Here is a 21949-nt window from a genome sequence, read left to right as displayed (position 1 = left end):
CTTCACTGCGCGAGATTTTGAAATAGATCAATTTTATGGCGATTTTACGGGTTCCCACCGTATCAAAGTTCGAATAACTTCAAATCGCCCCAAAAAAGGTGTAGGAAAGTACCCCATTAAAACGATATAGAATAAATTATCATCACTTCAAATAAGTGCTTGATCGTAGAAGAAGTATATTGTGCTGCTGCTAAACTACATACAGATGTAGTCAAATCGAACTATGACCTCACAGAGCAAGACGGAGGCTCCTGTGGCAATATTTAAAATGTTTGGAAAGAAAAATTCCAACAGTCCGGTCAACTCTGATATGGACAGACAAAGAAAATACGAAGCTCTTGTTCGGGGCTATCACAGAGACTTGTATCGCTACGCTTACTGGTTGTGCAAGGATAAGGCGGTTGCAGAAGATTTGGTTCAAGAGACCTGTCTGCGTGCATGGAAGTCGCTGGATAGTCTTCAAGATGAAAAGGCTGCAAAATCTTGGCTTATTACCATATTAAGACGAGAAAACGCACGCCGCTTCGAGCGTAAACAATTTGATTTGGTTGATATCGATGACTACGGCAATGATGCTAAAGTCAGCGATGACCCACATCATCAACAGGAATGGCTGCAAGCTCAGATCATGAAGCTCGACGTCGAATACCGTGAACCTTTATTTCTTCAAGTTGTAGGCGGTTTCAGTGGAGAAGAAATCGGTGACATTCTTGATTTAAACAAGAACACAGTAATGACGCGCCTATTCCGTGCCCGTAATCAATTAAAAGAGATGTTGGATTCTCAAGATACTCAGAGAGGACAAAAAAATGGATGATTTAGAATTTCGTCGTCGTATTTTGTCGGATCCAAAACAGAAGGATGAAGAGATTCTGCAAGCTTTAGCTGAGAACGACGCTAACAGCAAGTTTGTTGATGACGTTTTGGATCTCGACCTTAAAATCAAGCAAGCCATGAATGTGGATGTGCCTGAAGACCTTGCCGACAAAATTCTGTTTAGCCAAACGTCAAACGCGCTAGATGACGACAAAGTGGTAAGACCGAATTTTGCTCGTAAAGCGATGGCACTGGCTGCATCGGTTGCGTTTACTGCTGGTCTACTTGTAGGTCAAATCAACTGGGGCAATGTCATTGTTTCTCCAGCGCAAGCAAGCCTAGCTGACACCGCAATGAAGCACGTCGTGGCTGAGAAAGAGTTCGTTAACCAATTAGACGAGAATGTTTCTAATAGGCAAGTAAACGCCAAGATGATGCCTTTCCATTATCAAATCAATGGCGACTTCCCTTACCACGTCTACTACCTGAATCATTGTGGCTTTGGTGAGTCGAACAATGCCCTTCATATGGTCTTCCAAGGAAAAGAAGGCAAAGTAACCATGTTTGTTACTGACGTGAAGAGTGATCAGAAAGTCGACTTTGATAAAGATGGTATGAGCGGCGTTGTGAAGCCCGTAGGTAAAGCAAGCATGATTCTTGTTGGTAACAGCGGTGAGGACGTTGAAGCCATCGCAGCGAAACTCGCTCCTATGATGGAACCGATGTAAGAACTTCATCGAAACCACAATACTAAACAGTAAAAAGCCGCTAAATTTCGAAATTTAGCGGCTTTTTGTTTATAAATTCAAAGCAAAACATTCACCCCACCTATTGGGTTTAGAGTCAAAACTCTAAATTATGCACTTTAGGTGCAATTTCCCGACATTTAGACATCATTTCTGCAATTTTTATTCAAATTTATCCAATGGTCGGATTTGTATGGTCCACTCTTAATACTACTATCTGCGCCACTGAGCAAAAGCTCAACTTATCGTCCAAAGAGACGAAACTAATAAGGAATAAATAATGACTCAGAATACGCGTCTGTTTAAAAAGACTCTCCTAGCAGTGACGGTTGCAATGGCATCTGGTCAAGCAATGGCAGCTGGTTTCCAGCTAAACGCACAATCAGCGACTGGTATCGGTCGTGCATTCGCAGGTGATGCAGTAATTGCAGATAACGCATCTGTAATGGCTCGTAACCCAGCAGCAATGGCTCTATTTGACAAAATGGAACTGTCGCTAGGTTTTGAAACTATCACTACTGATATCACTGCAAAAAATATGAGCTACAACGGCTCAGCTGCTGAATCTTACGATGATGCAGGCGGTACATCGGTAGCACCTAACATCCACCTCATTGTTCCTGTTAATGAAAAGTTTGCTTGGGGTGTAAACGCATACTCTAACTTCGGTACTAAAACTGAATTCTCGAACAGCCTATCTTGGTCTGAATACGGCGGCCTTACTGATGTTAAGAGTGTAAACGTTGGTGTGGCAGGTTCTTACCGTCTAAACGAACAGTGGAGCTTTGGTGCTGGTCTAGACCTAATTTACGGTGCGGGTAAATTGAAACGTAGTGCAGGTACAGGACTGTGTGCTTTCCCTACCCCTATGGGTTGTGCTGCTGGTGAAATTCCACAAGGTACGTCTTTGCTAAATGCTGATGCAACAGGTTTTGGCGTTGGCTTTAACGTGGGTACTGTCTTTGAACTAGACGAGAACAACCGTTTCGGTCTTTCTTACCGTTACAGCCCAGAGATCGAAGCTGAAGGCGACGTTCAATATCTAACAAATTCAGACAGCAACGGTAAGCTACACATGCCTTTGCCAGACATTGCTGAGTTCTCTGGTTACCACAAAATTACAGATACTAAGTTTGCGGTACACTACAGCGTTCAATACATCGGTTGGAAGGCATTTGATAAACTGGATGCAACAATCAATGGTACGACTCAAACTCTGAACGAGTACAACTGGCAAGACGGTTGGCACTACTCTATTGGTGGTACGTACTACATGAACTCTGATTGGACGCTACGCGCTGGCTACATGTACGATACAAGTGCACAAGATAAGACAACTTCTATCTCTGTACCGGATTCAGATCGTCAATGGTTCTCTGTGGGTACCACTTACCACATCGACAAAGAATCTAACATTGATGTTGGCTTCACTTACCTAGTTGGTAAAGACGTAGATGTAAACGAAGTTACTGGTTCAACAGTCCCTGGCATTGGTGATGTAACTCTATCGCAAGTATCTGGTACAACACGTGCGGACGCGATTCTATTCGGCTTACAGTACAGCCGCAGCTTCTAAGCATTACGCGACAAGCTAATATAAGTACTCTCTATATAAAAGGCTGGAATTCCAGCCTTTTTTCTTATCTATTGTTTTCCATTCACCGAGATTGGGCGCACACGTGTAATCAAAAGCCATAATTATGACTCACAGGTGTTCGCTGAAATTTTTTCACACAGCCGTTACAGTTAGATAGATCATCTACATATCTCTATATAAATAGATTATAGGACTGAAAACACTGTTTTATTGGCTTTTCATTTTTAAAGTAATAACTCTAGTCGTAAACTTTCGCTCCACGTTATAAATAACTCAGCGAACATTACAATGAAAACCAACAAGACTCTCCTATCAACAGCAGTGGCATTCGGCCTACTTAGTACTTCAGGCGTTGCAAACGCAGCAGGTTTCCAACTTGCAGAATACTCTGCGACAGGTCTAGGTCGTGCATACGCTGGTGAAGCAGCAATGGCTGATAACGCAAGTGCACAATGGCGTAACCCAGCAATGCTAACTTACCTAGAAGGCACACAAGTGTCTGTTGGCGCTATTTACGTAAACCCAAATGTAGATGTTGACGGTCAAATGCATGTTGGTGGTGGTGCTACTCTTCCAGCAAGCTCACATGACTTTGCACACGACGCTGTTATCCCTAACTTCTACCTATCTCATCAGTACAACGACAAGTTTGCTATTGGTCTGGCGTTTGGTACTAACTACGGTATGGAAACGGATCTAGGTAAAGATTTCGCGGCGGCTAACTTTGGTAACGAAGCGAGCGTAACGTCGATGGAAGCAAACCTGAACGCGGCATACAAACTGAATGAAGCACTAAGCATTGGTGGTGGTATTCGTTACATCATCGCAGACGGCAGCATTGGTGCATCAGTACCAAACCACTTCCCTGCAATTCCTTCTAAGAACTTAAAGCCTCAAACAACGCTAAAATACATGGAAGGTGACGATACCGCTTGGGGTTGGCAAGTTGGTGCAGCTTGGCAAATCAATGACAACAACCGCCTTGGCTTTGCTTACAAATCAGCAGTAGATCTAACACTAGAAGGTCATGCAACGGGCTGGGCATTCAACCCAATCAACCCTAACGCTAAAAAAGCAGGCTCAATGGACTTAACATTGCCAGCAACAGCGGAACTAGCAAGCTTCCACCAATTAAGTGACCAACTAGCAGTTCACGCGAGCATTAACTGGACTGATTGGAGCAGCTTTAAAGAGCTAGTGGCAGATTTCCCAGACAAATCAGATCTAATCAAATCTGAAAACTGGGAAGACAACTACCGCTTTGCTGTAGGTACTACTTACAAGCTTGACCAAAAATGGACACTGCGCTCAGGCGTTGCTTACGACATGTCAGCGGTTGATGACAAGTACCGTACAACGACTATTCCAGAAACTGATCGTCTATGGCTAAGTGTTGGTGCTGGTTACGAATGGTCTAAAAACCTAACGCTAGACGCAGGCTTCACTTACATCTTTGCTAAAGATGCATCTATCAGCGAACCTCGCGATGCGTCTGATAACGAAGCAGCTCTTCTAGGTGGCGCGTTTACAGGTGAAGTAACTGGTAACGTATGGCTAATCGGTGTTCAAGCGAACTACACGTTCTAATCTGAACGCGAATTATCGATAAAAGAAAGTTAACGATAAAAAGAAAGGCTTGGTGAAAACCAAGCCTTTTTATTGGTTCATCGCGGCTTTCCGGGGAAAGCCGCTTTTATCTTTAAGAAGAAGTAATCAGTATCTCGATAGCCATATCCCATCCGCTTAATTAACTTTATCTTGTTATTTATCCCTTCAAGCGTACAGGTATTCAGCGGGTAGCTTGCTGAAGCAGTGATCCCATGAAGGTATGGACGGAGCTTTCGAGCGAACTCTTTGAGCGGCTTAATTCCACTCTCATTCACTTGTCCCAACCATACCTGCCACAGGTTTTTAGCCTGAAGTTCAGAGCCGCAACGCCATAGCTCTTTTAATTGCGCACCCAGTAAGTAGGTTGTCATCAAGTCCTGATTCATATTCAATATTTCTGTGAGGTAGCTTTCCTGTTGTGTATTTAAATTATCCTTATTTTTCAATAATACCCAGCGCGAACGCTTGACCCATTGCCTTGCTTTTTTATCCTGTTTTAGCTTATTGGCTTGGTCGACTCTGACTCTATCCATCACTTCACGACCGAACTTAGCAACAACGTGGAACAAGTCATAAACGACACGGGCATTTGGGCAATGCTCTTGGACTTCAAGGTCAAAAGCCGTATTCATATCCATTGCTACTGCTTCGATATTTTTTCCGTGCTCGCCTAATTGTTCAAAGAACGGTCGAATATCCTTGCGGCTACGACCTAGCCCTATCCAGATAACCTGATGACTTTTCGCATCTGCAATGACTGTCGCGTAACGGTGCCCTTTAAAAATGGCGAACTCGTCCATGACGAGTTGCCTTAATTCACCCCATTTAACTGGCGGTACTACCTGTTGAAGCCGACGTTTATCTATCTCTTTGATTGTGTGCCAATGAACACCAGTCACTTGGGCTATATGTTTGATTGGTAGCAGGGGCAACAACTGTTCTATATAGCTTCGTAGGCGGTTAGTGATACGAGCATAGGGTTCCAACCAAGATAGTTGTTCTGTTTTAATGCCGCAGTGGCTGCACTTGATGCGTCGGGTTTGAACGGACAGTTCAACGGGAGCTCCTAGCAGTGTGGCTTCCTTCACGTTACGCCATTGATACTCATGTATGGCTTGAGCTTTAAGCCCGCACGGACACCTAGCGATAGAGTTAGGTTTGAGAGTGAGCTTTATTAATGATGGCGTCTGATGAGACTTTACTATATGAAAGCCTTCCCAGAATGAAGATAGGAAAGTATGATTCGACATGAAAACGGTAGTTTGTGTAGGTTTTGTTTGGCGATAAAACTCTATCACTTACTACCGTTTTTGTTTTCAGTTCCCGCTTATCCGCGATGAACCTTTTTATTTTGCTATTTGCTGAAGCGATTAGAAGTCTTCTTCTAAGTACTCGTCCAAGTATGCTTCTTCGTCTTCATCCACTTCATCAACATTGTTGATTTCCGCTTTGAAATCTTGACGCTGTAAGTAAACATCACGCGTTAGCACATATGGATCTGGGGATGCTTCAAGCTGTGCTTCTTGTGGAACCAATAGCGCACGTTTCTCCATGCCCTCAAGTGCCCACTTACCTAGACCCGCCCAGAAGTTAAGGTAAGACAAGGGTACATACATACCATCTACAGTATCTGTCACTTCACGTAGCGTATATGGACCATAACCAGGAATCATAAAGTATGGGCCGTTACCAACGCCATAGTGCCCGACTACGCTGCTGAATTCTTTGTTGTCGTATTTAGTAATACCTGCGGCCGTTGCAATATCGAATAAACCGAAAATACCGAACGTGGAGTTAATCCAAAAACGGTTAAAGTGATCAACGGCTTTAGTGCCATTACCCATAACAAGGTTGTTTACCACACTTGCTGGCTCATCTAAGTTTGCTAAGAAATTAGCAATACCAGAACGAACCGGCACTGGTGTGTAATCAACGTACGCAAGAGAGATCGGACGAACCAAATACGGGTCTAAGTAATCGTAGTTGATGTCCCACATTGCGCGGTTGAAGCCTTCTAATGGATCATAAGCATCAGAAGTGGTTTGATTCGTTTCGTTTTCTTCAGTTACTGCCTCCTCGGGCGCACTTGAACAGCCAACCAGTCCAACTGCGAACAGTAACAAGAAGATGGATTTACCCTTGTTATACATTCTTCGTTCCATAACGACTATTAATATACCTAAGCAACCTTTTGATATAACAACGGTAAGCACCGAAAGAAAAGTCACTTGGGTATATAAATAAAGGCCAGCAATCGCTGGCCTTTTTCATTCTACTCGATAGTTGCTAGTCATACCACAAAACAGAGATGGCAATCACTAAGTGTCAAATATCAGAGACGATTATGCTTATTGATACTGTTTATCGATCATCACTTCAACTGGCTGACCGAAATCAACCACGGCGCTCTCACCGTGCCAATCTTGGTCACGAGTCGCCACATTGCCATCAGAGTCGACACGAACACGAACCATCAGCTTCTCTAGAGAAGAAAGCTTCTGTCCGTCCATCATCGCATTACCATCATCCAGTACCACTGTACGAGGGAATGTACCTAATGGGTAGCGAGCTGCTGCAACTGGCATCGGAGAACCGTCTGCACGGTGGATTGAAACGATCAATACTGCGTTTGAATCCAACTGAGCTTCTGGCGCAACGTTAATCGTCACCGCCACACTCTTGTCTGGAGAAACCGCTTCGCCCATTTGCTTGCGTGCGCTTTCGATACTGCGGCCTAGCATTTCGTATCGGCTGTCTTCTGGACCAATCATTTGCTGCATGATGCCCCAGTATTTGATTGCCGCAGGGAAGTCTTGACGCTCAAATGCATCAAACGCTAGTAGCGAGAATACACGTAGATCAACGTAATCCTGCTGCATCAGTTTACCAAGCAGAGAACGAGCCGTTGCTTGATCCATCTCGTCTTGAGAAAGCATCAGTGCTTGTGCGTAACCAAGTTGAACATCTGGGTCTTTTGGCTCTAGCTTGTACGCTTTTTCCATCGCATCAATAGAAGTCGTCACGTCACGGTTAGCCAAAGCAATACGACCTAGTAGCAACCACCCCGTTGAGTCTTCAGGCTGGTAATGCAGACGAGTACGCAGTGCTAAAGATAGGTCAGCCATTTCATCTTCACTCAAAGGTTCAGATGACGCAGACATTAGCTTTTTAGAAAGCTCTGGTAGGTTCTCGTTGACTTCTTGCCACTTGATCACATCTTGAGATGCACCAAACTTGTAGTACAAACCGTAGCTTAAAACTACTGTCAGAATGACTGATGGGATTAAGACTGCAATAGGAGAAACCTTTGTTTCTTTTTGCGCTTTATCACCCGGAATATCGTCAAGTAGCGACTGCTTTAGATCCGAAATCAGATCGTCTTCGCTTTCCACCAGACCTTCGTCTGTTTCTTCAGCAAGCTCAGATAGACGGTCTTTATAGAACGCCTTGTTTAGCTCATCACGTAACACTTCATCGTTGTTGGCTTTTTGCTTTAGCAGTGGCAATGCAATCAATGCGCATGCCACAAGCGTAAGAACAACGGTTGAAACCCAAAATAGTGTCATTATTTCTTATCTCCGTTGTTCTCTTCATCAAGTAATGATTTGAGGCGCGCTTCTTTCTCTTCGTCCCATTGCTCATTGCTTGCTTGAACTGCTTTTGCTTTGGATTTACGGCTACGTAGCACAATCAAACCAAAACCGCCTAATACCACTGCTAGTGGGCCTAGCCACAAAATTGCAGTCGCAAAGGTAAACGGAGGATTGTAAGTTACGAAGTTACCGTAACGAGCAATCATGTAATCCACGATCTCGTCCTTCGACTTACCTTCTTTGGTCATTTCGTACACCTTGTGGCGTAGGTCTTGAGCCAATTCCGCATTCGAATCTGAGATAGTGTTGTTCTGACATTTTGGACAACGCAGAGTATGGCCTAGCTCTTTGAACTGCTGCTCTTGCTCTAGGTTATCAAACTCATAAACTTCAATCGCTGCGTGGGCAGCAAGAGAGAATGTCATTGCAGCCAATGCCGCTAAGATAAACTTTCTCATTGCTTCGCCTCCTCAACCAACTTGGTGTAAAGCGGCTCTAGTTTTTCCGCCCAGTTGCGAGGGTTTACGTCACCTACATGGCGGTAACGAATCACGCCATTTGCATCGATGATAAATGTTTCAGGAGCGCCGTATACGCCAAGGTCTAGACCTAGCATGCCGCTGCCATCAAACAAGCTGATTAGGTATGGGTTGCCTAGGTCGTTTAGCCAACCCACTGCTTTGTTGCGATCATCTTTGTAGTTCATACCGATGATCTTCACACCTTTACCAGCAAGCTCGTTTAGATATTTATGCTCTGCATAACACGTTGGACACCAAGTCGCCCAAACGTTAAGTAGCAAAGGCTCACCTTTGAAGATCGATTGATCGTATTGCTTGCCCGGCTCCGCCAAATCTTCCAGATGGAACTCAGGTACAGGCTTACCTACTAGTACTGATTCCAATTTTGTTGGATCGTCACCCTCTTGGTTACGAACCAACTGAGTTGCGAAGATACCCGCCAGTACCATGAACGCCACCAACGGGATAAATAGGACTTTCTTATTCATTTCTTACGCCTCCTTCTCCGCTAGCTTTGACTTTTCATCTTTCTTAGCCGTTTTGCGGAAGCGGTAACGTCTATCAGAAATAGCAAGCGCACCACCTAAAGACATGATCAATGAACCAGCCCAGATCCAACGAACGAATGGTTTGTAGTAAATACGTACTGCCCAAGAACGGTTATCGTCTAGACGCTCACCCATTGCGATGTATAGGTCGCGAGTGATACCACGGTCGATAGCCGCTTCTGTCATCATTGACTTCGCCGTGCGGTAGAAACGTTTTTCAGCGTGTAGCGTGTTCACGTACTTACCGTCATTGGTGATTTCAAAGTCCGCGATGTAACCATCGTAGTTTGGACCGTCTTTGTCACGTAAACCTGAGAAGTAGAAATCGTAACCGTAAATCTTGAAGTGCTCACCTGGCGCCAAACGCACGTCACGTTCGATGCTGTAGTTTTGCACCATCGCAATACCAATCACAGTAACAGCTAGACCGATGTGACCAAGCATCATTGCCCAGTGGCTACGTTGAAGTTTACGAACACCTTCGCCAAAGCTGTGACGGTGAGTAGCACGCTCGTACAACTCAAAGCCATGCATTGCAATAATCCAGATTGCCATTACCCAACCGATGTAAGCCATCGCTGAGAAGAAGTCTGCGAACAGGAATACGCACACTGCACCTAGTGTGAAAGCAAGCACACCAGAAACAATCATTGGCTTGATAAGCTTAGATAGATTGTCGCGCTTCCAACGAATCATAGGGCCAATACCCAATAGGAAAGCGAACGGCATCATCAGCCATGCGAACAGCATGTCGAAGAATGGTGCACCGATAGATACTGAACCAAGACCAATTTGTTTGTGAACCAATGGCAACAATGTACCAACCAATACGACGACTAGCGCAGCAATCAGAAGCACGTTGTTAGCAAGCAGCGCGTTCTCACGCGACACCAAATCGAAATTACCACGTACGCGAACCGCTGCCCCTTTCACTGCGAATAGCAGGAGTGAGCCACCGATTACGAAGACTAGGAAACCTAGAATAAACATACCGCGTGATGGATCAGACGCGAACGCGTGCACCGATACCAAGATACCGGAACGAACCAAGAAGGTACCCAACAAACTTAGTGAGAATGCCGAGATCGCCAGTAGAACAGTCCAAGCTTTAAATGTACCGCGTTTTTCGGTTACCGCTAGAGAGTGCATCAGCGCTGTACCCGCTAGCCAAGGCATGAATGACGCGTTTTCTACTGGATCCCAGAACCACCAGCCACCCCAGCCAAGTTCGTAGTAAGCCCACCAAGAGCCTAGCGCGATACCTAGTGTTAGGAATACCCAAGCTGCTGTTGTCCAAGGACGAGACCAACGAGCCCAAGCAGTATCAAGACGACCAGTCATCAAAGACGCAATTGCAAACGAGAACGCAACCGAGAAGCCTACGTAACCCATGTAAAGCATAGGTGGGTGAACGATCAAACCCGGGTCTTGAAGAAGAGGGTTCAAGTCACGTCCATCGACCGGGAAGAACGGCAACGTGCGTAGGAATGGGTTTGACGTCAGGATGATAAACAGCAGGAAGCCCACTGAGATCATGCCCATTACCGCAAGTACACGTGCAACCGATTCTTGTGGCATGCCACGACTGAAAGTAGCAACCGCCACTGTCCATGCTGCTTGGATAAGTACCCAAAGCAATAATGAACCTTCGTGCGCACCCCAAACCGCAGTCAGACGATAGTACCAAGGCAATTGGCTGTTTGAGTTACTTGCTACGTATTGCAACGTAAAGTCGTTGGTGTAGAAACCCCAACACAGAATAACGAAAGAGAAAAACAGCATGATGAACATCGACCACGAAAGCGGTCGTGCTGTGTTCATCAGCATGGTGTTGTTGTTTGATGCACCCCATAGCGGCAATACGCTGAGCAACAATGCCATTGCTAGCGAGAGTATGAGGGCAAAGTGACCGATTTCAGCAATCATTGGCCGCTTCCTTGTTTTTGTTCAGTTGTGTACTGCAAAGGCTCATGAGTCTTCTTCATTGCTTCTGCAATCTCAGGTGGCATGTATTCTTCATCGTGTTTTGCCAACACTTCAAAAGCTTTTACGGTTGTTGCGTCTTCAAGAACACCTTGAGCAACGATACCTTGACCTTCACGAAATAAGTCAGGAAGGATACCTTCATAAACGATGGTCACTTCAGGACCGACATCGTGCAGTTCAAAGCTTACTTTTAGAGATTCAGGATCACGACGAACTGAACCTTCAACAACCATACCACCGATACGTAGACGCTGGCCTACCTCAGGCTTTGTGCCGTCTGGCTTACCGTTTACCAATTCCGTCGGCGTGTAGAATAGATCCATGTTTTGGTTCAGTGCGTAAAGCATCAAACCGATGGTTGCACTAATACCGATAAAGATCGCTAAAACAATGCCTAGCCTCTTTTTACGTCTCGGGTTCATAACGTGTTCTCCATATTCTTCGCCGCGTCGATACGCGCTTGACGATCAATTTTCGCTTTCACTTCTTTTAACAACGCATCCCCACGGCGGATACTCGAAATCAAAAGAATGAGCATAGATAAGAAAGTAATACCAAACGCGCTCCATACGTAACCTGCGTAGCCACCCATGGCAAATAGTTCGCTCAGAGAATCAAAATGCATAATCAATTACCTCACTGAGTTTTTTCAGCTGCGAGTTTTTGCACCCAAGGGCGATGACTCTCTTTGCTGATAATTTCGTTACGGAAGCGCACCATCGTTACCGCGCCAAAGAAGAACGCAAAACCAAAAATGTTCAGCAACAAAGGCCAAAGCATGTTGGATGAGATCGATGGTTTTTCAAATTTGGTGATAGTCGCGCCTTGGTGAAGCGTGTTCCACCACTCAACTGAGAAGTGGATAATTGGTAGATTCACCACACCAACGATAGCCAAAATACCTGCGGCTTTTGCGGCGGTCTTTTGGTCATCAAATGCGTGGTAAAGTGCAATAACACCAAGGTACAAGAATAGAAGAATTAATTCGGAAGTAAGGCGTGCATCCCATACCCACCAAGTACCCCACATAGGTTTGCCCCAAACGGCACCCGTTAGTAGAGCAATAAAGGTGAATACTGCACCGATCGGCGCCATAGCCAATGCTGCCATGTCAGACAGGCGCACTTGCCAAACCAAGCCGATAAATGCGGCAATGGCCATCGACATGTAAACACCCATCGACCAAATAGCCGAAGGTACATGGATATAGATGATTCGGAAACTGTCACCTTGTTGGTAATCAGAAGGCGCAAATGCAAGGCCCCAGACAGTACCAACTGTTAGGCATACGAGGGCCAATACAGAAAACCAAGGTAGGAACTTACCACTCAGGTGATAAGCTGCTTCAGGCTTGGCATAAGGATGTAGCCATTTCCACATGTTAAGTTCTCACTCTTACTTCAGGGACACTGTCCAGAGGGCCGAGACCGTAGCAGTGCTTTAATAATAATTCTTTGATCAAACGTCGCTTAAATCGCATTTATTGAGTTAGTTAACACTAACTCGCAGTGCTGCGCTGATAGCAAACGGTGTGAGGGTGACAGCCCCCATCAACATTGCGCCTAAAATCGCCAGTTGTCCGTTATACGCCATACCTAGTGCTGCAGCATCAATCGCGGACGTAGCGAAAATCAGAATTGGGATGTAGAGCGGAAGAATGAGCAAACTCAAAAGAACGCCGCCTTTTTGCAACCCAACCGTCAGTGCCACACCAATGGCACCGATAAAACTCAACGTCGGCGTACCAATCACTAAAGTCAGTACGACAGACAGCCAAGTGTTGAAATCAAGAGAAAGCAGAATTGCCAACAATGGGCTGATTAAAATCAGAGGCAATCCCGTTAACAACCAGTGAGCTATGACCTTAGAAATCACAACAAGTTGCAATGGAATTGGCATTAGCATCATTTGCTCTAGTGCGCCGTCTTGAAAATCATCACGGAATAGACGCTCTAATGATAATAAGGCGGACAGCAGAGCAGCAACCCAAACAATGCCAGCTGCAATACGTGCTAACAAATTAGGCTCAGGACCGATGCTAAGAGGGAAAAGTGTGATCACAATGATGAAGAACCACAATGGGTTCAAAATGTCCGCTTGACGACGAAATGCGATCAGAAGCTCACGGCGAATAATGGTTGTCATGGCCGAAATCATATCAATCACCCAGTTTTATTTTTCTAAGTTTCGGGCTGTCTGCAAACATATCTTGGTGCGTGGTTAGCACGACGATGCCGCCATTGTCAGCATGGCTAACAAACAGTGCCTCTAGCACTTTCACGCCTTGTTTGTCGATTGCAGTTAAAGGTTCGTCCAGAATCCATAGGATTTGGTTGCTTAGCCAAAGCCTTGCCAACGCCACACGACGCTGTTGGCCAGCAGAAAGCTGTGCTACAGGCACATCTTCTCGACCCGCAAGCCCTACTTGGGCTAAAGCAGCAAAGATTTCTTCATCGGAGGAGCGATTATTATGGATAGATTGGTAAAAGCGCAGGTTTTCAAACGCGGTAAGTTCGCGTTTAACGCCAGTTTGATGCCCTAAGAACAGAAGGTCTTGATGGAAAACGTCACGAGATTTTTCAACCTCTTCGCCTTTCCATTTAATGGTGCCTTCTTCTCTGTCCCCTAACCCTGTCACGATACGCAGCAATGTGGTTTTGCCTGTGCCGTTGCGTCCTTCAATCTGGACCAATTCACCAGGCTTGATTTCGAATTGCAGGTTTTCAAACAGGACCCTGTCATCACGGATCGCAGTTAGGTTAGAGACTTCTAACATAGGGCTTCAACTAAAAAATGAACGAGCCGCTATATTAGCACAGCTTAGTTGTGACAAAACAGGATAAGAAAGCGATGATGTATGTAAGTTCGTGAGTTTTTGTTAACTTATAGTCACATTTTGATAAAAATAACCATAAGTGATTATAAGTTTTTATTTTAAAAATAAAAAAAGAAGCCGAAGCTTCTTTTTTTATCTTTATCGACGTCTTCCACGGGGTGGATAAGTCGGGTCATCAGAGGGTTGACTGCTTAGCGGTGGGATTTTCTCTTTCCCTGCCAGTTTTTTCTGCAGCGAAAGCATCAATTCTGCTTCTGCTTTTGGCAATTCACACTCTTCAATCAACTCATTGATGTCGGCACCAAGTTGAACCATTTTCGAAGCGCGGCTGTACAAACGTCCGTCTGTATCTGCGTGTTCAAGTTCACGAATGCGTTCATTAAGATGTTGAATCACATCTTGTTGTTCAGTCACTTTTTGACCTAGGCCTACCACCACTGAACGCACTTCCAACAGTTGCTTGTTTAGTTTTTGTGTTTCTTTGTCAGCATGGCGTGACTGTGCACGTTGCTGATCCATCTGCTTTTGCAAACCCGCACGCACGCGCAGTTGAAGCAAAAGCAGCACTAAGAATACAAACGCTAGGCCACCCAATATGAGCGGCAAAGATAGCAAGGTTTCTTCAGCCATGATTCATCAGCCAATTATAGGTGAGCCATCTCATCCCATTCGTCATCAGTTAGCAGCTTGTTCAAATCAACAAGGATAAGCAACTTACCGTCACGGTTGCTTACGCCTTGGATGAACTTCGCGCTTTCGTCAGTACCTACAGAAGGTGTTGTATCGATCTCAGAAGAACGTAGGTAAACCACTTCAGCAACGCTGTCTACTAGAATACCGATAACTTGACGCTCAGACTCAATCACGATGATACGCGTGTTGTCTGTTACTTCGCCTTCCATTAGGCCAAAACGTGAACGTGTATCGATAACCGTTACAACGTTGCCACGTAGGTTGATAATACCTAGCACGTAATCTGGCGCACCTGGAACTGGAGCGATTTCTGTGTAGCGAAGAACTTCACGAACTTGCATTACGTTAATGCCGTACGTTTCTTCTTCTAGTTGGAACGTCACCCACTGAAGAACTTCGTCGTTCGATGTATCTTTCTTCACTTCTACTTCAAAAGCTTGAGACATAGTTAATCCTCGTTAATGTCGTTCCCGACCAAAAATCTAATTCAGTGATTTTACATCTAAACCCGCGTTTAGCATGTCTATAAGTGCTTGGACATGAATTAAAGCACACATTTTTTCTTTCACCATGCCCGCTAGCCAAGGGCGTTTGCCCGCTTGTTCACGCCAACGGACTTTGTCGATATTGAGCGTTTCAGTACCCATCAATTGGTTACTGGCCAACCCCCACATGCTTTCACCAAGCATGACGACGTATTGGTAGTTATCTTTGTAGTTTTCGTCGCGAAGCTTATCCGCCATCACCCACTTTGCAGTGTCGACGACATCAAATTGTTGCTCACGACTGGTTTGCAAACCCAAGTACCATGCAGGGCGACCAATCAAGTGGTTCAGCTCTGTGATGCGGTGAATACCACCTAACTCATCAAGCGGCACCGCAAAAGTCACACCATTTACATCAAAGTAAAGCACTTGAAAGTCCGCGCTACGCTGCGTGCTCTCCCAAGTATTGGATAACTTTGCACCCGCTTCGGTTTCCAGTTCTGTTTCTGTCTCAGTGTGCTGTTCAATCTCCACTTCAACATCAACTTTGGGTTCAACCATTTCAATTTCTGGTCGCTCCCAAACTGGCTCAGTTTTTTCAACCTCAACAGTCGGTGCCGGCTCTTCGTCGATCACCCACTCTTGAATTTCTTCAACGGTTTCCACCGCTGTTTCGATTTCAACTTCTGTCTCCATTGCTTTTGCTTCAGTCGCAATATCAATGGTGTTTTGTTCCAGAATGTCATCAATATCCAACTCTGCCACCACGTTGGTGGACTCAAGTTGGCTAAGCAATCGCTGAACGTCTTGCAGATTAGGTGCTTCTAATTCTGGCGAGTACGAATCACTGTATTGATACGACTCCGGTTCTGCGTATTGCAGCTGTAATTTTGGCTCTGGCTCTGGCTCTGGCTCTGGCTCTGGCTCTGGCTCTGGCTCTGGCTCTGGCTCTGCAGATGATAGTTCTTGAGCGAGCAAGTCAAGCTCTTCTTCTTGCTCAATAACTTCGACCTCTTCGCCAAGCAAAGCACTGAAGTAATCATCGAGTGCTTGTTCACTGGAAAGTACGTCGTTATTGCTCATCGAACGCTAACCTCTCCAAATAAATCAACAGTTGCTTGTAAGCAAACACGCCACGACTACCAGAAGCAAAATGCGAAGCTGGCAGATGCTTTAAGCTCGCATCACGGAATTTGGTGTCAATCGGCACCGCTGAAGTCCACACCTGATTCGGGTAGTCTTTCTTTAGCTGAGTCAGTGTCTGCAACGAGGCTTTCGTGCGCTTATCGTACATAGTCGGAACGATAGTCACTTTGAAGCCACCCGGACGAGACTTTTGCATGATGGTCAGAGTGCGAATCATGCGCTCCAAACCTTTCATCGCAAGGAATTCAGTTTGAACCGGAATCAAGATGCGGTCACTAGCTGCTAGTGCGTTAACCATCATCACACCGAGAATCGGCGGACAGTCAATCAACACATAATCGTAGTCTTGCTCAACCGCTTGTAAGGCACGCTTCAAGATCAAACCCATTCCGCTACGGTTGCCCATTACGCGGTCTAGCGTAGCAAGCGACATGTGCGCAGGAATGATGTCCATACCTTCAAGATCCGTTTCTAAGATCAACGGCTTTACCGTCTCACGTGAAAACGTCTTCAGCTGAAAAAGATCGAACAAGCTTGTTGTTACGGCATCCGGATCATAACCAAGATAAGTCGTCAGCGACGCGTGCGGATCGGTATCCACCATCAACACTCGGTGACCTTTTTGGCTCAATAGACCAGCTAATGTCACGGTTGATGTGGTTTTACCTACTCCACCTTTTTGGTTTGCTACACTCCAAACGATCATGATCTTTCCTACGCTAAGCCCACTTCCACCAGCATGCGCTCTGCAATGCGTTCAAGTGGTAAATCTTCAGTAGAGATGCCCGCTTTCGCAACCGCTTGTGGCATACCATAAACGACGCAACTTTCTTCGTCTTGAGCCCAAATGGTGGAACCTGCTGATTTCAGCATACGTGCACCTTCACGACCATCAGCGCCCATGCCTGTCAGTACCATCGACAACACTTTGTCGCCGTAGACTTTTGCAGCAGAACCGAAGGTTACATCGACACACGGTTTGTAGTTCATGCGATCGCCGCCATCGATAATACGAAGACGAGCAGCACCAGCACGACCGTCAACCATCATCTGTTTGCCGCCTGGGGCAAGATAAGCCACACCCGCTTGCAACACATCACCATCTTGCGCTTCTTTCACTTGGATTTTGCATAGCGTGTTAAGACGACTTGCAAATGCCGCTGTGAATGTTGCTGGCATGTGCTGGATAAGCACGATTGGATGTGGATAGTTAACTGGCAAACGAGTCAGAATTTTTTGTAGCGCAACAGGGCCGCCAGTCGACGTACCAATCGCTGTTAGCTGATACTTCTTACCTGATGCGCGGAATTTCGCTGCCATCGGACGGCTTGGCGCAGATGCAGTCGGCGCAGCAGTACGAGAAGCCAAAGGACGTGCTGTCGAACTGGTCGCTGCAGTCGCTGGTCGCGCAATTGGACGACGCATAAACGCGCGCTTAGACGCTATTTGAATCACTCGCTGTTGAAGCAGTGACACCGCTTCATCACGGTTGCGGGCAATGTCTTCGAACTTTTTCGGTAAGAAATCCAACGCACCCGCGTCTAGTGCGTCAAGCGTTGCTTTCGCCCCATCGTGAGTCAGGGACGAAAACATCAGGATTGGCGTAGGAGACGCAGCCATGATTTCACGAACGGCAGTGATACCATCCATGACTGGCATTTCAATATCCATAGTGATGACGTCAGGCTTGAGCGTTTTGGCTTTCTCAACCGCTTCTCTGCCGTTTACCGCAACGTCAATCACTTCTAGGCGCGATTCTGAGTTGATGATTTCGCTAACGCGACGACGGAAAAAACTCGAATCATCAACGACTAGTACTTTAATCGCCATTTTATTCCTTTTATCGACTCCAGCTTCGCTTAGATGCGCGAAGCTGCAGCGTATTGCTTAAGTAGGTCTGGCACATCAAGAATCAATGCGATGTGGCCATCACTGGTGATCGTCGCACCTGCCATACCTGGCGTGCCTTGCAATAGGTTATCTAGCGGCTTGATCACCACTTCTTCTTGGCCGATCAATGTATCCACTACAAAACCAACGCGTTGGCTACCGATCTGTACGATAACAACATGACCGTGGCCTGTACGCTCTTGTACACGTGGAGACTTAGAAGCCAACCAATTTTGTAGGTAGAACAATGGGATAGATTTATCACGCACGATGATCGTCAACTGACCATCGACCACGTTAGTGCGGCTTAGATCTAGGTGGAAAATCTCGTTCACCGACGCCAGTGGCAGAGCAAACGGATGACCGCCTACACCAACCATCAGTGTTGGAAGGATCGCCAGTGTTAGTGGAACTTTGATGGTGATCTTAGTGCCCTTGCCTAGCTCAGAGTCGATATCGATAGAGCCGTTTAGGGTGTTGATCGCGGTTTTAACCACGTCCATACCTACACCACGACCAGAGATATCTGAAATCTTCTCTTTGCTTGAGAAGCCTGGTGCAAAGATCAGGTTGAAACACTCTTTATCTGACAGGCGTGCTGCCGCATCTTCGTCCATCATGCCGCGTTTCACCGCGATGCCACGAAGTTTGTTCGGGTCCATACCGCCGCCATCGTCAACGATAGCCAGTTCGATATGATCACCTTCTTGTGATGCAGACAGGATCACTTTACCAGTACGAGATTTACCTGCTTTCGCGCGGTCGTCTGGCATTTCGATGCCGTGGTCAACCGAGTTGCGCACCAAGTGGATCAATGGATCCGCTAGCGCCTCTACCAGGTTTTTATCTAGGTCGGTCTCTTCACCGCGCATCTCAAGCACGATGTCTTTATTTAGGTTACGCGCCAAGTCGCGAACAACGCGTGGGAAACGGCCAAATACTTTCTTGATTGGCTGCATGCGCGTTTTCATCACTGCACCTTGAAGGTCTGCAGTCACTACGTCTAGGTTTGCTACCGCTTTCGACATTTCTTCGTCGTTGCTGTTCAAACCAAGGCTTAGTAGACGGTTACGCACCAATACAAGCTCACCAACCATGTTCATGATGGTGTCTAGCGTCGAAGTATCAACACGTACCGTCGCTTCTGCTTGTGGCTTCTTAACCGCTGGCGCTTTCGCTTCTTCTTTTACCGCAACCGGTTTTGCTTCTGGCTTTGGAGCCGGAGCTGGTGCTGGAGAAGGTGCAGCCGCTACTGGAGCTGGTTGAGGCGCTGGTACAGGTTCTGCTTTTGGCGCTTCTGGTACCGCGTTTGCCGATGCAGGTTTAGTTGCAAAGTCTAACTCTTCAAGAGTCGGTCCTTTACCAGCACCGTGTAGTTCATCAAGTAACTTCTCAAACTCTTCATCCGTCATTAAGTCGCTGTCGTTTGAGAATGAAGATGCCGCTGGTGCAACCGGCTCTGGTGCTTTTGGTGGTTCTACTGGAGCAACATCTGATGCTGATGGGCTTTTGCCTACACCGTGTAGCTCGTCCAATAGACGTTCAAATTCATCATCAGTAATGTCGCCGCTATCTGCCGCAGGCGCACTTGCTTGAACAGGCGCAGCTAGAGCTACTGGCGCTGATGCAGACGCACCTGGAGCAGTACCTTTACCGTGCAGCTCGTCCAATAGCTTTTCAAATTCGTCTTGAGTGATTTCGTCAACAGAGCCAACACTTGAAGATGCAGGAGCAGGCTCAACTGGCGCAGCAGGTTGTTCGATGACTGGCTCAGGAATCACAGGTTCTGGTGTTACGACTGGCGCTTCAACAGCAACGACCACTTCGTCTTCAGACTCTGGTTTGCATAGGCGGTGAAGCTCTTCTAGCAACGCAGGATCCGCCGCATCTAGTGGCTCACGATCTTGAACCGCTTGGAATTGATGGTTAACCGTATCAAGCGCTTTCAGCATGGTGTCCATTAGGCTTGGCGTCACTGAACGTTGGCCGTTTCGCAACACGTCGAACACGTTCTCAGCGCCGTGACAGGTATCAACCAGTTCTGCCAATGATAGGAAACCAGCACCACCTTTCACCGTGTGGAAACCACGGAAAATCGCGTTTAGGAGATCTTTGTCTTCTGGATTATTTTCCAGTTCAACTAACTGCTCAGACAGCAGCTCAAGGATTTCCCCAGCCTCAATTAGAAAGTCCTGAAGAATATCTTCGTCTAAATCGTAGCTCATACGTTACCTTTAAAATCCAAGACTGGACAACAAGTCGTCGACTTCGTCCTGCGACGAGACCGCATCTTCCCTTTGTTCAGGGTTAAGAATTGGGCCTTCTGCTTCGCTTGATTGTTTAATCTTTTTATCTGACGGTTCTGGCAAAACTTGAGTCGGTTCTTCTGGTTTATTGCCAGAAAAGACGGTCAAGATCTCAACCAGGCGATCTTCCACTTCATTGACAAGCGTGATCACGCGGCGAATGATTTGACCCGTTAAGTCTTGGAAGTCTTGTGCCATAAGAATTTCGGTCAGTTGACCGCGCAATTCAGTGCTATCACCTTCGACTTGAACCAACAGCTCGTCGATACGATGGCAAAGCGCTTTAAAATCGCTTAATTCAATGCGTCCGTGCATGAGTTCGTTCCATTGAGGGCGAACTTGTTGAAGGCACTCATGCAGGTTATCGGCGATAGGCAAGCAGCACTCAACCGCATCCATCGTTTTATTTGCTGCTAACTCAGTTTTATCAATCACATATTGCAGACGGTCTCTTGCATCAGGTATTTCCGCCCTGGCAATTTCTGTCATGCGTTGATCGATGTTGAAGTGCTTAAGTGAATCATGAAGGTCGCGGGTTAATGTTCCGATTTCTTTTAGCATCGGATTCCCATCGCTTTCATATATCGAGGCAACAAGCGCATTAGCTTGGTCCTGTTCCCCGTTTTCTAGCATCTGAACGAGCGACTTCGCCTGCTCTAGTGAGATCATCCTGAATAGACCCTTTTTTACGTTTAGTTCTTTCTTTTCGCTTTTTTAGCGTCAAACGAGCCACCCTTTAGTATTAGGTATTAGGAGTGATGACTCGATTAACAAAGAGAAAGAGAGAGTTATAAACGTTCGAAAATTTTATCTAATTTTTCTTTTAGTGTTGCAGCGGTAAACGGCTTAACGATGTAACCGTTAACGCCTGCTTGAGCTGCTTCGATGATCTGCTCACGCTTTGCTTCAGCTGTGATCATTAGAACAGGTAGGTGCTTAAGTTCTGCATCCGCACGGATGTGTTTAAGCAGGTCGATGCCTTGCATACCTGGCATGTTCCAGTCAGTTACAACAAAGTCGAAGTCACCTTTTTTCAGCATAGGTAATGCAGTTAAACCATCGTCCGCTTCTTGAGTGTTATTGAAACCCAAGTCACGAAGCAGGTTTTTAACAATACGGCGCATTGTTGAGAAATCATCAACAATAAGGATCTTCATGTTTTTATTCAAAATTGCCTC

23 protein-coding genes are annotated in these 21949 nt (G+C 46.1%); 4 read left to right on the top strand and 19 right to left on the bottom strand.

All coding sequences use genetic code 11. From position 1 onward, the window contains the following. The first annotated feature begins 223 nt into the window (after positions 1–223). From KJB05_RS05195 to KJB05_RS05180, 4 genes are all read left to right on the top strand, one after another. Positions 224–817, top strand: a complete 594-nt coding sequence (locus KJB05_RS05195; protein WP_078608327.1) for a sigma-70 family RNA polymerase sigma factor — start codon at positions 224–226, stop codon at positions 815–817. Beyond that, positions 810–1544, top strand: coding sequence for a DUF3379 domain-containing protein (locus KJB05_RS05190; RefSeq protein ID WP_020197091.1), 735 nt, complete (start codon positions 810–812; stop codon positions 1542–1544). The genes KJB05_RS05195 and KJB05_RS05190 overlap by 8 nt, the downstream gene beginning before the upstream one ends. Before the next feature lie 298 nt (positions 1545–1842). Then, a complete protein-coding gene (locus tag KJB05_RS05185; RefSeq protein WP_005438760.1) occupies positions 1843–3138 on the top strand; it encodes an outer membrane protein transport protein in 1296 nt (431 codons plus the stop codon). Positions 3139–3447: 309 nt separating this feature from the next. Beyond that, positions 3448–4746: an outer membrane protein transport protein gene (locus tag KJB05_RS05180; RefSeq protein WP_009707357.1), complete on the top strand. Its 1299-nt coding sequence runs from the start codon at positions 3448–3450 to the stop codon at positions 4744–4746. Between the two features lie 77 nt (positions 4747–4823). On the opposite strand, the gene KJB05_RS05175 is transcribed toward KJB05_RS05180, so the two are convergent. The 19 genes from KJB05_RS05175 to cheY all read right to left on the bottom strand — a co-directional run bounded on the left by KJB05_RS05175 (position 4824) and on the right by cheY (position 21928). After that, complete coding sequence (locus tag KJB05_RS05175) at positions 4824–6017, bottom strand: ISL3 family transposase (RefSeq protein ID WP_213053070.1); 1194 nt, start codon at positions 6015–6017, stop codon at positions 4824–4826. Between the two features lie 120 nt (positions 6018–6137). After that, positions 6138–6917, bottom strand: a complete 780-nt coding sequence (locus tag KJB05_RS05170) for a VacJ family lipoprotein (protein WP_009707358.1) — start codon at positions 6915–6917, stop codon at positions 6138–6140. A gap of 198 nt (positions 6918–7115) precedes the next feature. Then, on the bottom strand, positions 7116–8333 hold the full coding sequence (gene ccmI, locus KJB05_RS05165) for a c-type cytochrome biogenesis protein CcmI (RefSeq protein WP_208446084.1): 1218 nt from the start codon (positions 8331–8333) through the stop codon (positions 7116–7118). Beyond that, positions 8333–8818, bottom strand: coding sequence for a cytochrome c-type biogenesis protein (locus tag KJB05_RS05160; protein ID WP_005433110.1), 486 nt, complete (start codon positions 8816–8818; stop codon positions 8333–8335). Before KJB05_RS05160 ends, ccmI begins: the two co-directional genes overlap by 1 nt. Next, the gene (locus KJB05_RS05155; RefSeq protein WP_005433114.1) at positions 8815–9369 is read right to left on the bottom strand and encodes a DsbE family thiol:disulfide interchange protein; all 555 of its coding nucleotides are present in this window, start codon (positions 9367–9369) and stop codon (positions 8815–8817) included. The genes KJB05_RS05160 and KJB05_RS05155 overlap by 4 nt, the downstream gene beginning before the upstream one ends. 3 nt (positions 9370–9372) lie before the next feature. Continuing rightward, positions 9373–11355: a heme lyase CcmF/NrfE family subunit gene (locus KJB05_RS05150; RefSeq protein ID WP_039842472.1), complete on the bottom strand. Its 1983-nt coding sequence runs from the start codon at positions 11353–11355 to the stop codon at positions 9373–9375. Beyond that, positions 11352–11837 (bottom strand): cytochrome c maturation protein CcmE, encoded by a 486-nt coding sequence (gene ccmE, locus KJB05_RS05145; protein WP_005438749.1) that lies wholly within the window; start codon positions 11835–11837, stop codon positions 11352–11354. Before ccmE ends, KJB05_RS05150 begins: the two co-directional genes overlap by 4 nt. Then, positions 11834–12040 carry a heme exporter protein CcmD gene (gene ccmD / locus KJB05_RS05140; protein ID WP_005433154.1) on the bottom strand — a complete coding sequence of 69 codons (207 nt, stop codon included), beginning with the start codon at positions 12038–12040 and terminating at the stop codon, positions 11834–11836. The genes ccmE and ccmD overlap by 4 nt, the downstream gene beginning before the upstream one ends. A gap of 11 nt (positions 12041–12051) precedes the next feature. Continuing rightward, entirely contained in the window at positions 12052–12795 is a 744-nt protein-coding gene (locus KJB05_RS05135; RefSeq protein ID WP_009707361.1) for a heme ABC transporter permease, read from the bottom strand. A 108-nt stretch (positions 12796–12903) separates the two neighbouring features. Then, positions 12904–13572 carry a heme exporter protein CcmB gene (gene ccmB, locus KJB05_RS05130; protein WP_005438746.1) on the bottom strand — a complete coding sequence of 223 codons (669 nt, stop codon included), beginning with the start codon at positions 13570–13572 and terminating at the stop codon, positions 12904–12906. A gap of 1 nt (position 13573) precedes the next feature. Next, entirely contained in the window at positions 13574–14191 is a 618-nt protein-coding gene (ccmA, locus tag KJB05_RS05125; protein WP_020197085.1) for a cytochrome c biogenesis heme-transporting ATPase CcmA, read from the bottom strand. Between the two features lie 198 nt (positions 14192–14389). Beyond that, entirely contained in the window at positions 14390–14881 is a 492-nt protein-coding gene (locus tag KJB05_RS05120) for a DUF2802 domain-containing protein (RefSeq protein WP_005438735.1), read from the bottom strand. 14 nt (positions 14882–14895) lie between these two features. Next, positions 14896–15390 carry a chemotaxis protein CheW gene (locus tag KJB05_RS05115; protein WP_005438733.1) on the bottom strand — a complete coding sequence of 165 codons (495 nt, stop codon included), beginning with the start codon at positions 15388–15390 and terminating at the stop codon, positions 14896–14898. 36 nt (positions 15391–15426) lie between these two features. Continuing rightward, positions 15427–16512 (bottom strand): chemotaxis protein CheW, encoded by a 1086-nt coding sequence (locus KJB05_RS05110; RefSeq protein WP_208446085.1) that lies wholly within the window; start codon positions 16510–16512, stop codon positions 15427–15429. After that, on the bottom strand, positions 16502–17281 hold the full coding sequence (locus KJB05_RS05105; protein WP_208446086.1) for a ParA family protein: 780 nt from the start codon (positions 17279–17281) through the stop codon (positions 16502–16504). Before KJB05_RS05105 ends, KJB05_RS05110 begins: the two co-directional genes overlap by 11 nt. 8 nt (positions 17282–17289) lie before the next feature. Further along, on the bottom strand, positions 17290–18405 hold the full coding sequence (locus tag KJB05_RS05100; protein WP_039985927.1) for a chemotaxis response regulator protein-glutamate methylesterase: 1116 nt from the start codon (positions 18403–18405) through the stop codon (positions 17290–17292). 29 nt (positions 18406–18434) lie between these two features. Beyond that, the gene (locus KJB05_RS05095) at positions 18435–20690 is read right to left on the bottom strand and encodes a chemotaxis protein CheA (RefSeq protein ID WP_208446087.1); all 2256 of its coding nucleotides are present in this window, start codon (positions 20688–20690) and stop codon (positions 18435–18437) included. A 9-nt stretch (positions 20691–20699) separates the two neighbouring features. Beyond that, a complete protein-coding gene (locus tag KJB05_RS05090; protein WP_208446088.1) occupies positions 20700–21440 on the bottom strand; it encodes a protein phosphatase CheZ in 741 nt (246 codons plus the stop codon). A gap of 119 nt (positions 21441–21559) precedes the next feature. After that, positions 21560–21928, bottom strand: coding sequence for a chemotaxis response regulator CheY (gene cheY / locus KJB05_RS05085; RefSeq protein ID WP_017635949.1), 369 nt, complete (start codon positions 21926–21928; stop codon positions 21560–21562). Positions 21929–21949: the final 21 nt, after the last annotated feature.

The sequence above is a fragment of the Vibrio sp. B1ASS3 genome, from assembly GCF_905175355.1.
Lineage (GTDB): Bacteria > Pseudomonadota > Gammaproteobacteria > Enterobacterales > Vibrionaceae > Vibrio > Vibrio owensii.
This window is presented reverse-complemented; position numbering and strand designations above follow the sequence as displayed.

Bases quoted from the DNA above. Each gene is read 5' to 3' on its own strand.
- KJB05_RS05180 (WP_009707357.1), top strand. From the start codon at position 3,448: ATGAAAACCAACAAGACTCTCCTATCAACAGCAGTGGCATTCGGCCTA.
- KJB05_RS05090 (WP_208446088.1), bottom strand. From the start codon at position 21,440: ATGATCTCACTAGAGCAGGCGAAGTCGCTCGTTCAGATGCTAGAAAAC.
- ccmB (WP_005438746.1), bottom strand. From the start codon at position 13,572: ATGATTTCGGCCATGACAACCATTATTCGCCGTGAGCTTCTGATCGCA.
- KJB05_RS05160 (WP_005433110.1), bottom strand. From the start codon at position 8,818: ATGAGAAAGTTTATCTTAGCGGCATTGGCTGCAATGACATTCTCTCTT.
- KJB05_RS05100 (WP_039985927.1), bottom strand. From the start codon at position 18,405: ATGGCGATTAAAGTACTAGTCGTTGATGATTCGAGTTTTTTCCGTCGT.
- KJB05_RS05185 (WP_005438760.1), top strand. From the start codon at position 1,843: ATGACTCAGAATACGCGTCTGTTTAAAAAGACTCTCCTAGCAGTGACG.
- cheY (WP_017635949.1), bottom strand. From the start codon at position 21,928: ATGAAGATCCTTATTGTTGATGATTTCTCAACAATGCGCCGTATTGTT.
- KJB05_RS05120 (WP_005438735.1), bottom strand. From the start codon at position 14,881: ATGGCTGAAGAAACCTTGCTATCTTTGCCGCTCATATTGGGTGGCCTA.
- KJB05_RS05150 (WP_039842472.1), bottom strand. From the start codon at position 11,355: ATGATTGCTGAAATCGGTCACTTTGCCCTCATACTCTCGCTAGCAATG.
- KJB05_RS05095 (WP_208446087.1), bottom strand. From the start codon at position 20,690: ATGAGCTACGATTTAGACGAAGATATTCTTCAGGACTTTCTAATTGAG.
- ccmE (WP_005438749.1), bottom strand. From the start codon at position 11,837: ATGAACCCGAGACGTAAAAAGAGGCTAGGCATTGTTTTAGCGATCTTT.
- KJB05_RS05110 (WP_208446085.1), bottom strand. From the start codon at position 16,512: ATGAGCAATAACGACGTACTTTCCAGTGAACAAGCACTCGATGATTAC.
- ccmD (WP_005433154.1), bottom strand. From the start codon at position 12,040: ATGCATTTTGATTCTCTGAGCGAACTATTTGCCATGGGTGGCTACGCA.
- ccmA (WP_020197085.1), bottom strand. From the start codon at position 14,191: ATGTTAGAAGTCTCTAACCTAACTGCGATCCGTGATGACAGGGTCCTG.
- KJB05_RS05155 (WP_005433114.1), bottom strand. From the start codon at position 9,369: ATGAATAAGAAAGTCCTATTTATCCCGTTGGTGGCGTTCATGGTACTG.
- KJB05_RS05190 (WP_020197091.1), top strand. From the start codon at position 810: ATGGATGATTTAGAATTTCGTCGTCGTATTTTGTCGGATCCAAAACAG.
- KJB05_RS05195 (WP_078608327.1), top strand. From the start codon at position 224: ATGACCTCACAGAGCAAGACGGAGGCTCCTGTGGCAATATTTAAAATG.
- KJB05_RS05170 (WP_009707358.1), bottom strand. From the start codon at position 6,917: ATGTATAACAAGGGTAAATCCATCTTCTTGTTACTGTTCGCAGTTGGA.
- ccmI (WP_208446084.1), bottom strand. From the start codon at position 8,333: ATGACACTATTTTGGGTTTCAACCGTTGTTCTTACGCTTGTGGCATGC.
- KJB05_RS05135 (WP_009707361.1), bottom strand. From the start codon at position 12,795: ATGTGGAAATGGCTACATCCTTATGCCAAGCCTGAAGCAGCTTATCAC.
- KJB05_RS05175 (WP_213053070.1), bottom strand. From the start codon at position 6,017: ATGTCGAATCATACTTTCCTATCTTCATTCTGGGAAGGCTTTCATATA.
- KJB05_RS05115 (WP_005438733.1), bottom strand. From the start codon at position 15,390: ATGTCTCAAGCTTTTGAAGTAGAAGTGAAGAAAGATACATCGAACGAC.
- KJB05_RS05105 (WP_208446086.1), bottom strand. From the start codon at position 17,281: ATGATCGTTTGGAGTGTAGCAAACCAAAAAGGTGGAGTAGGTAAAACC.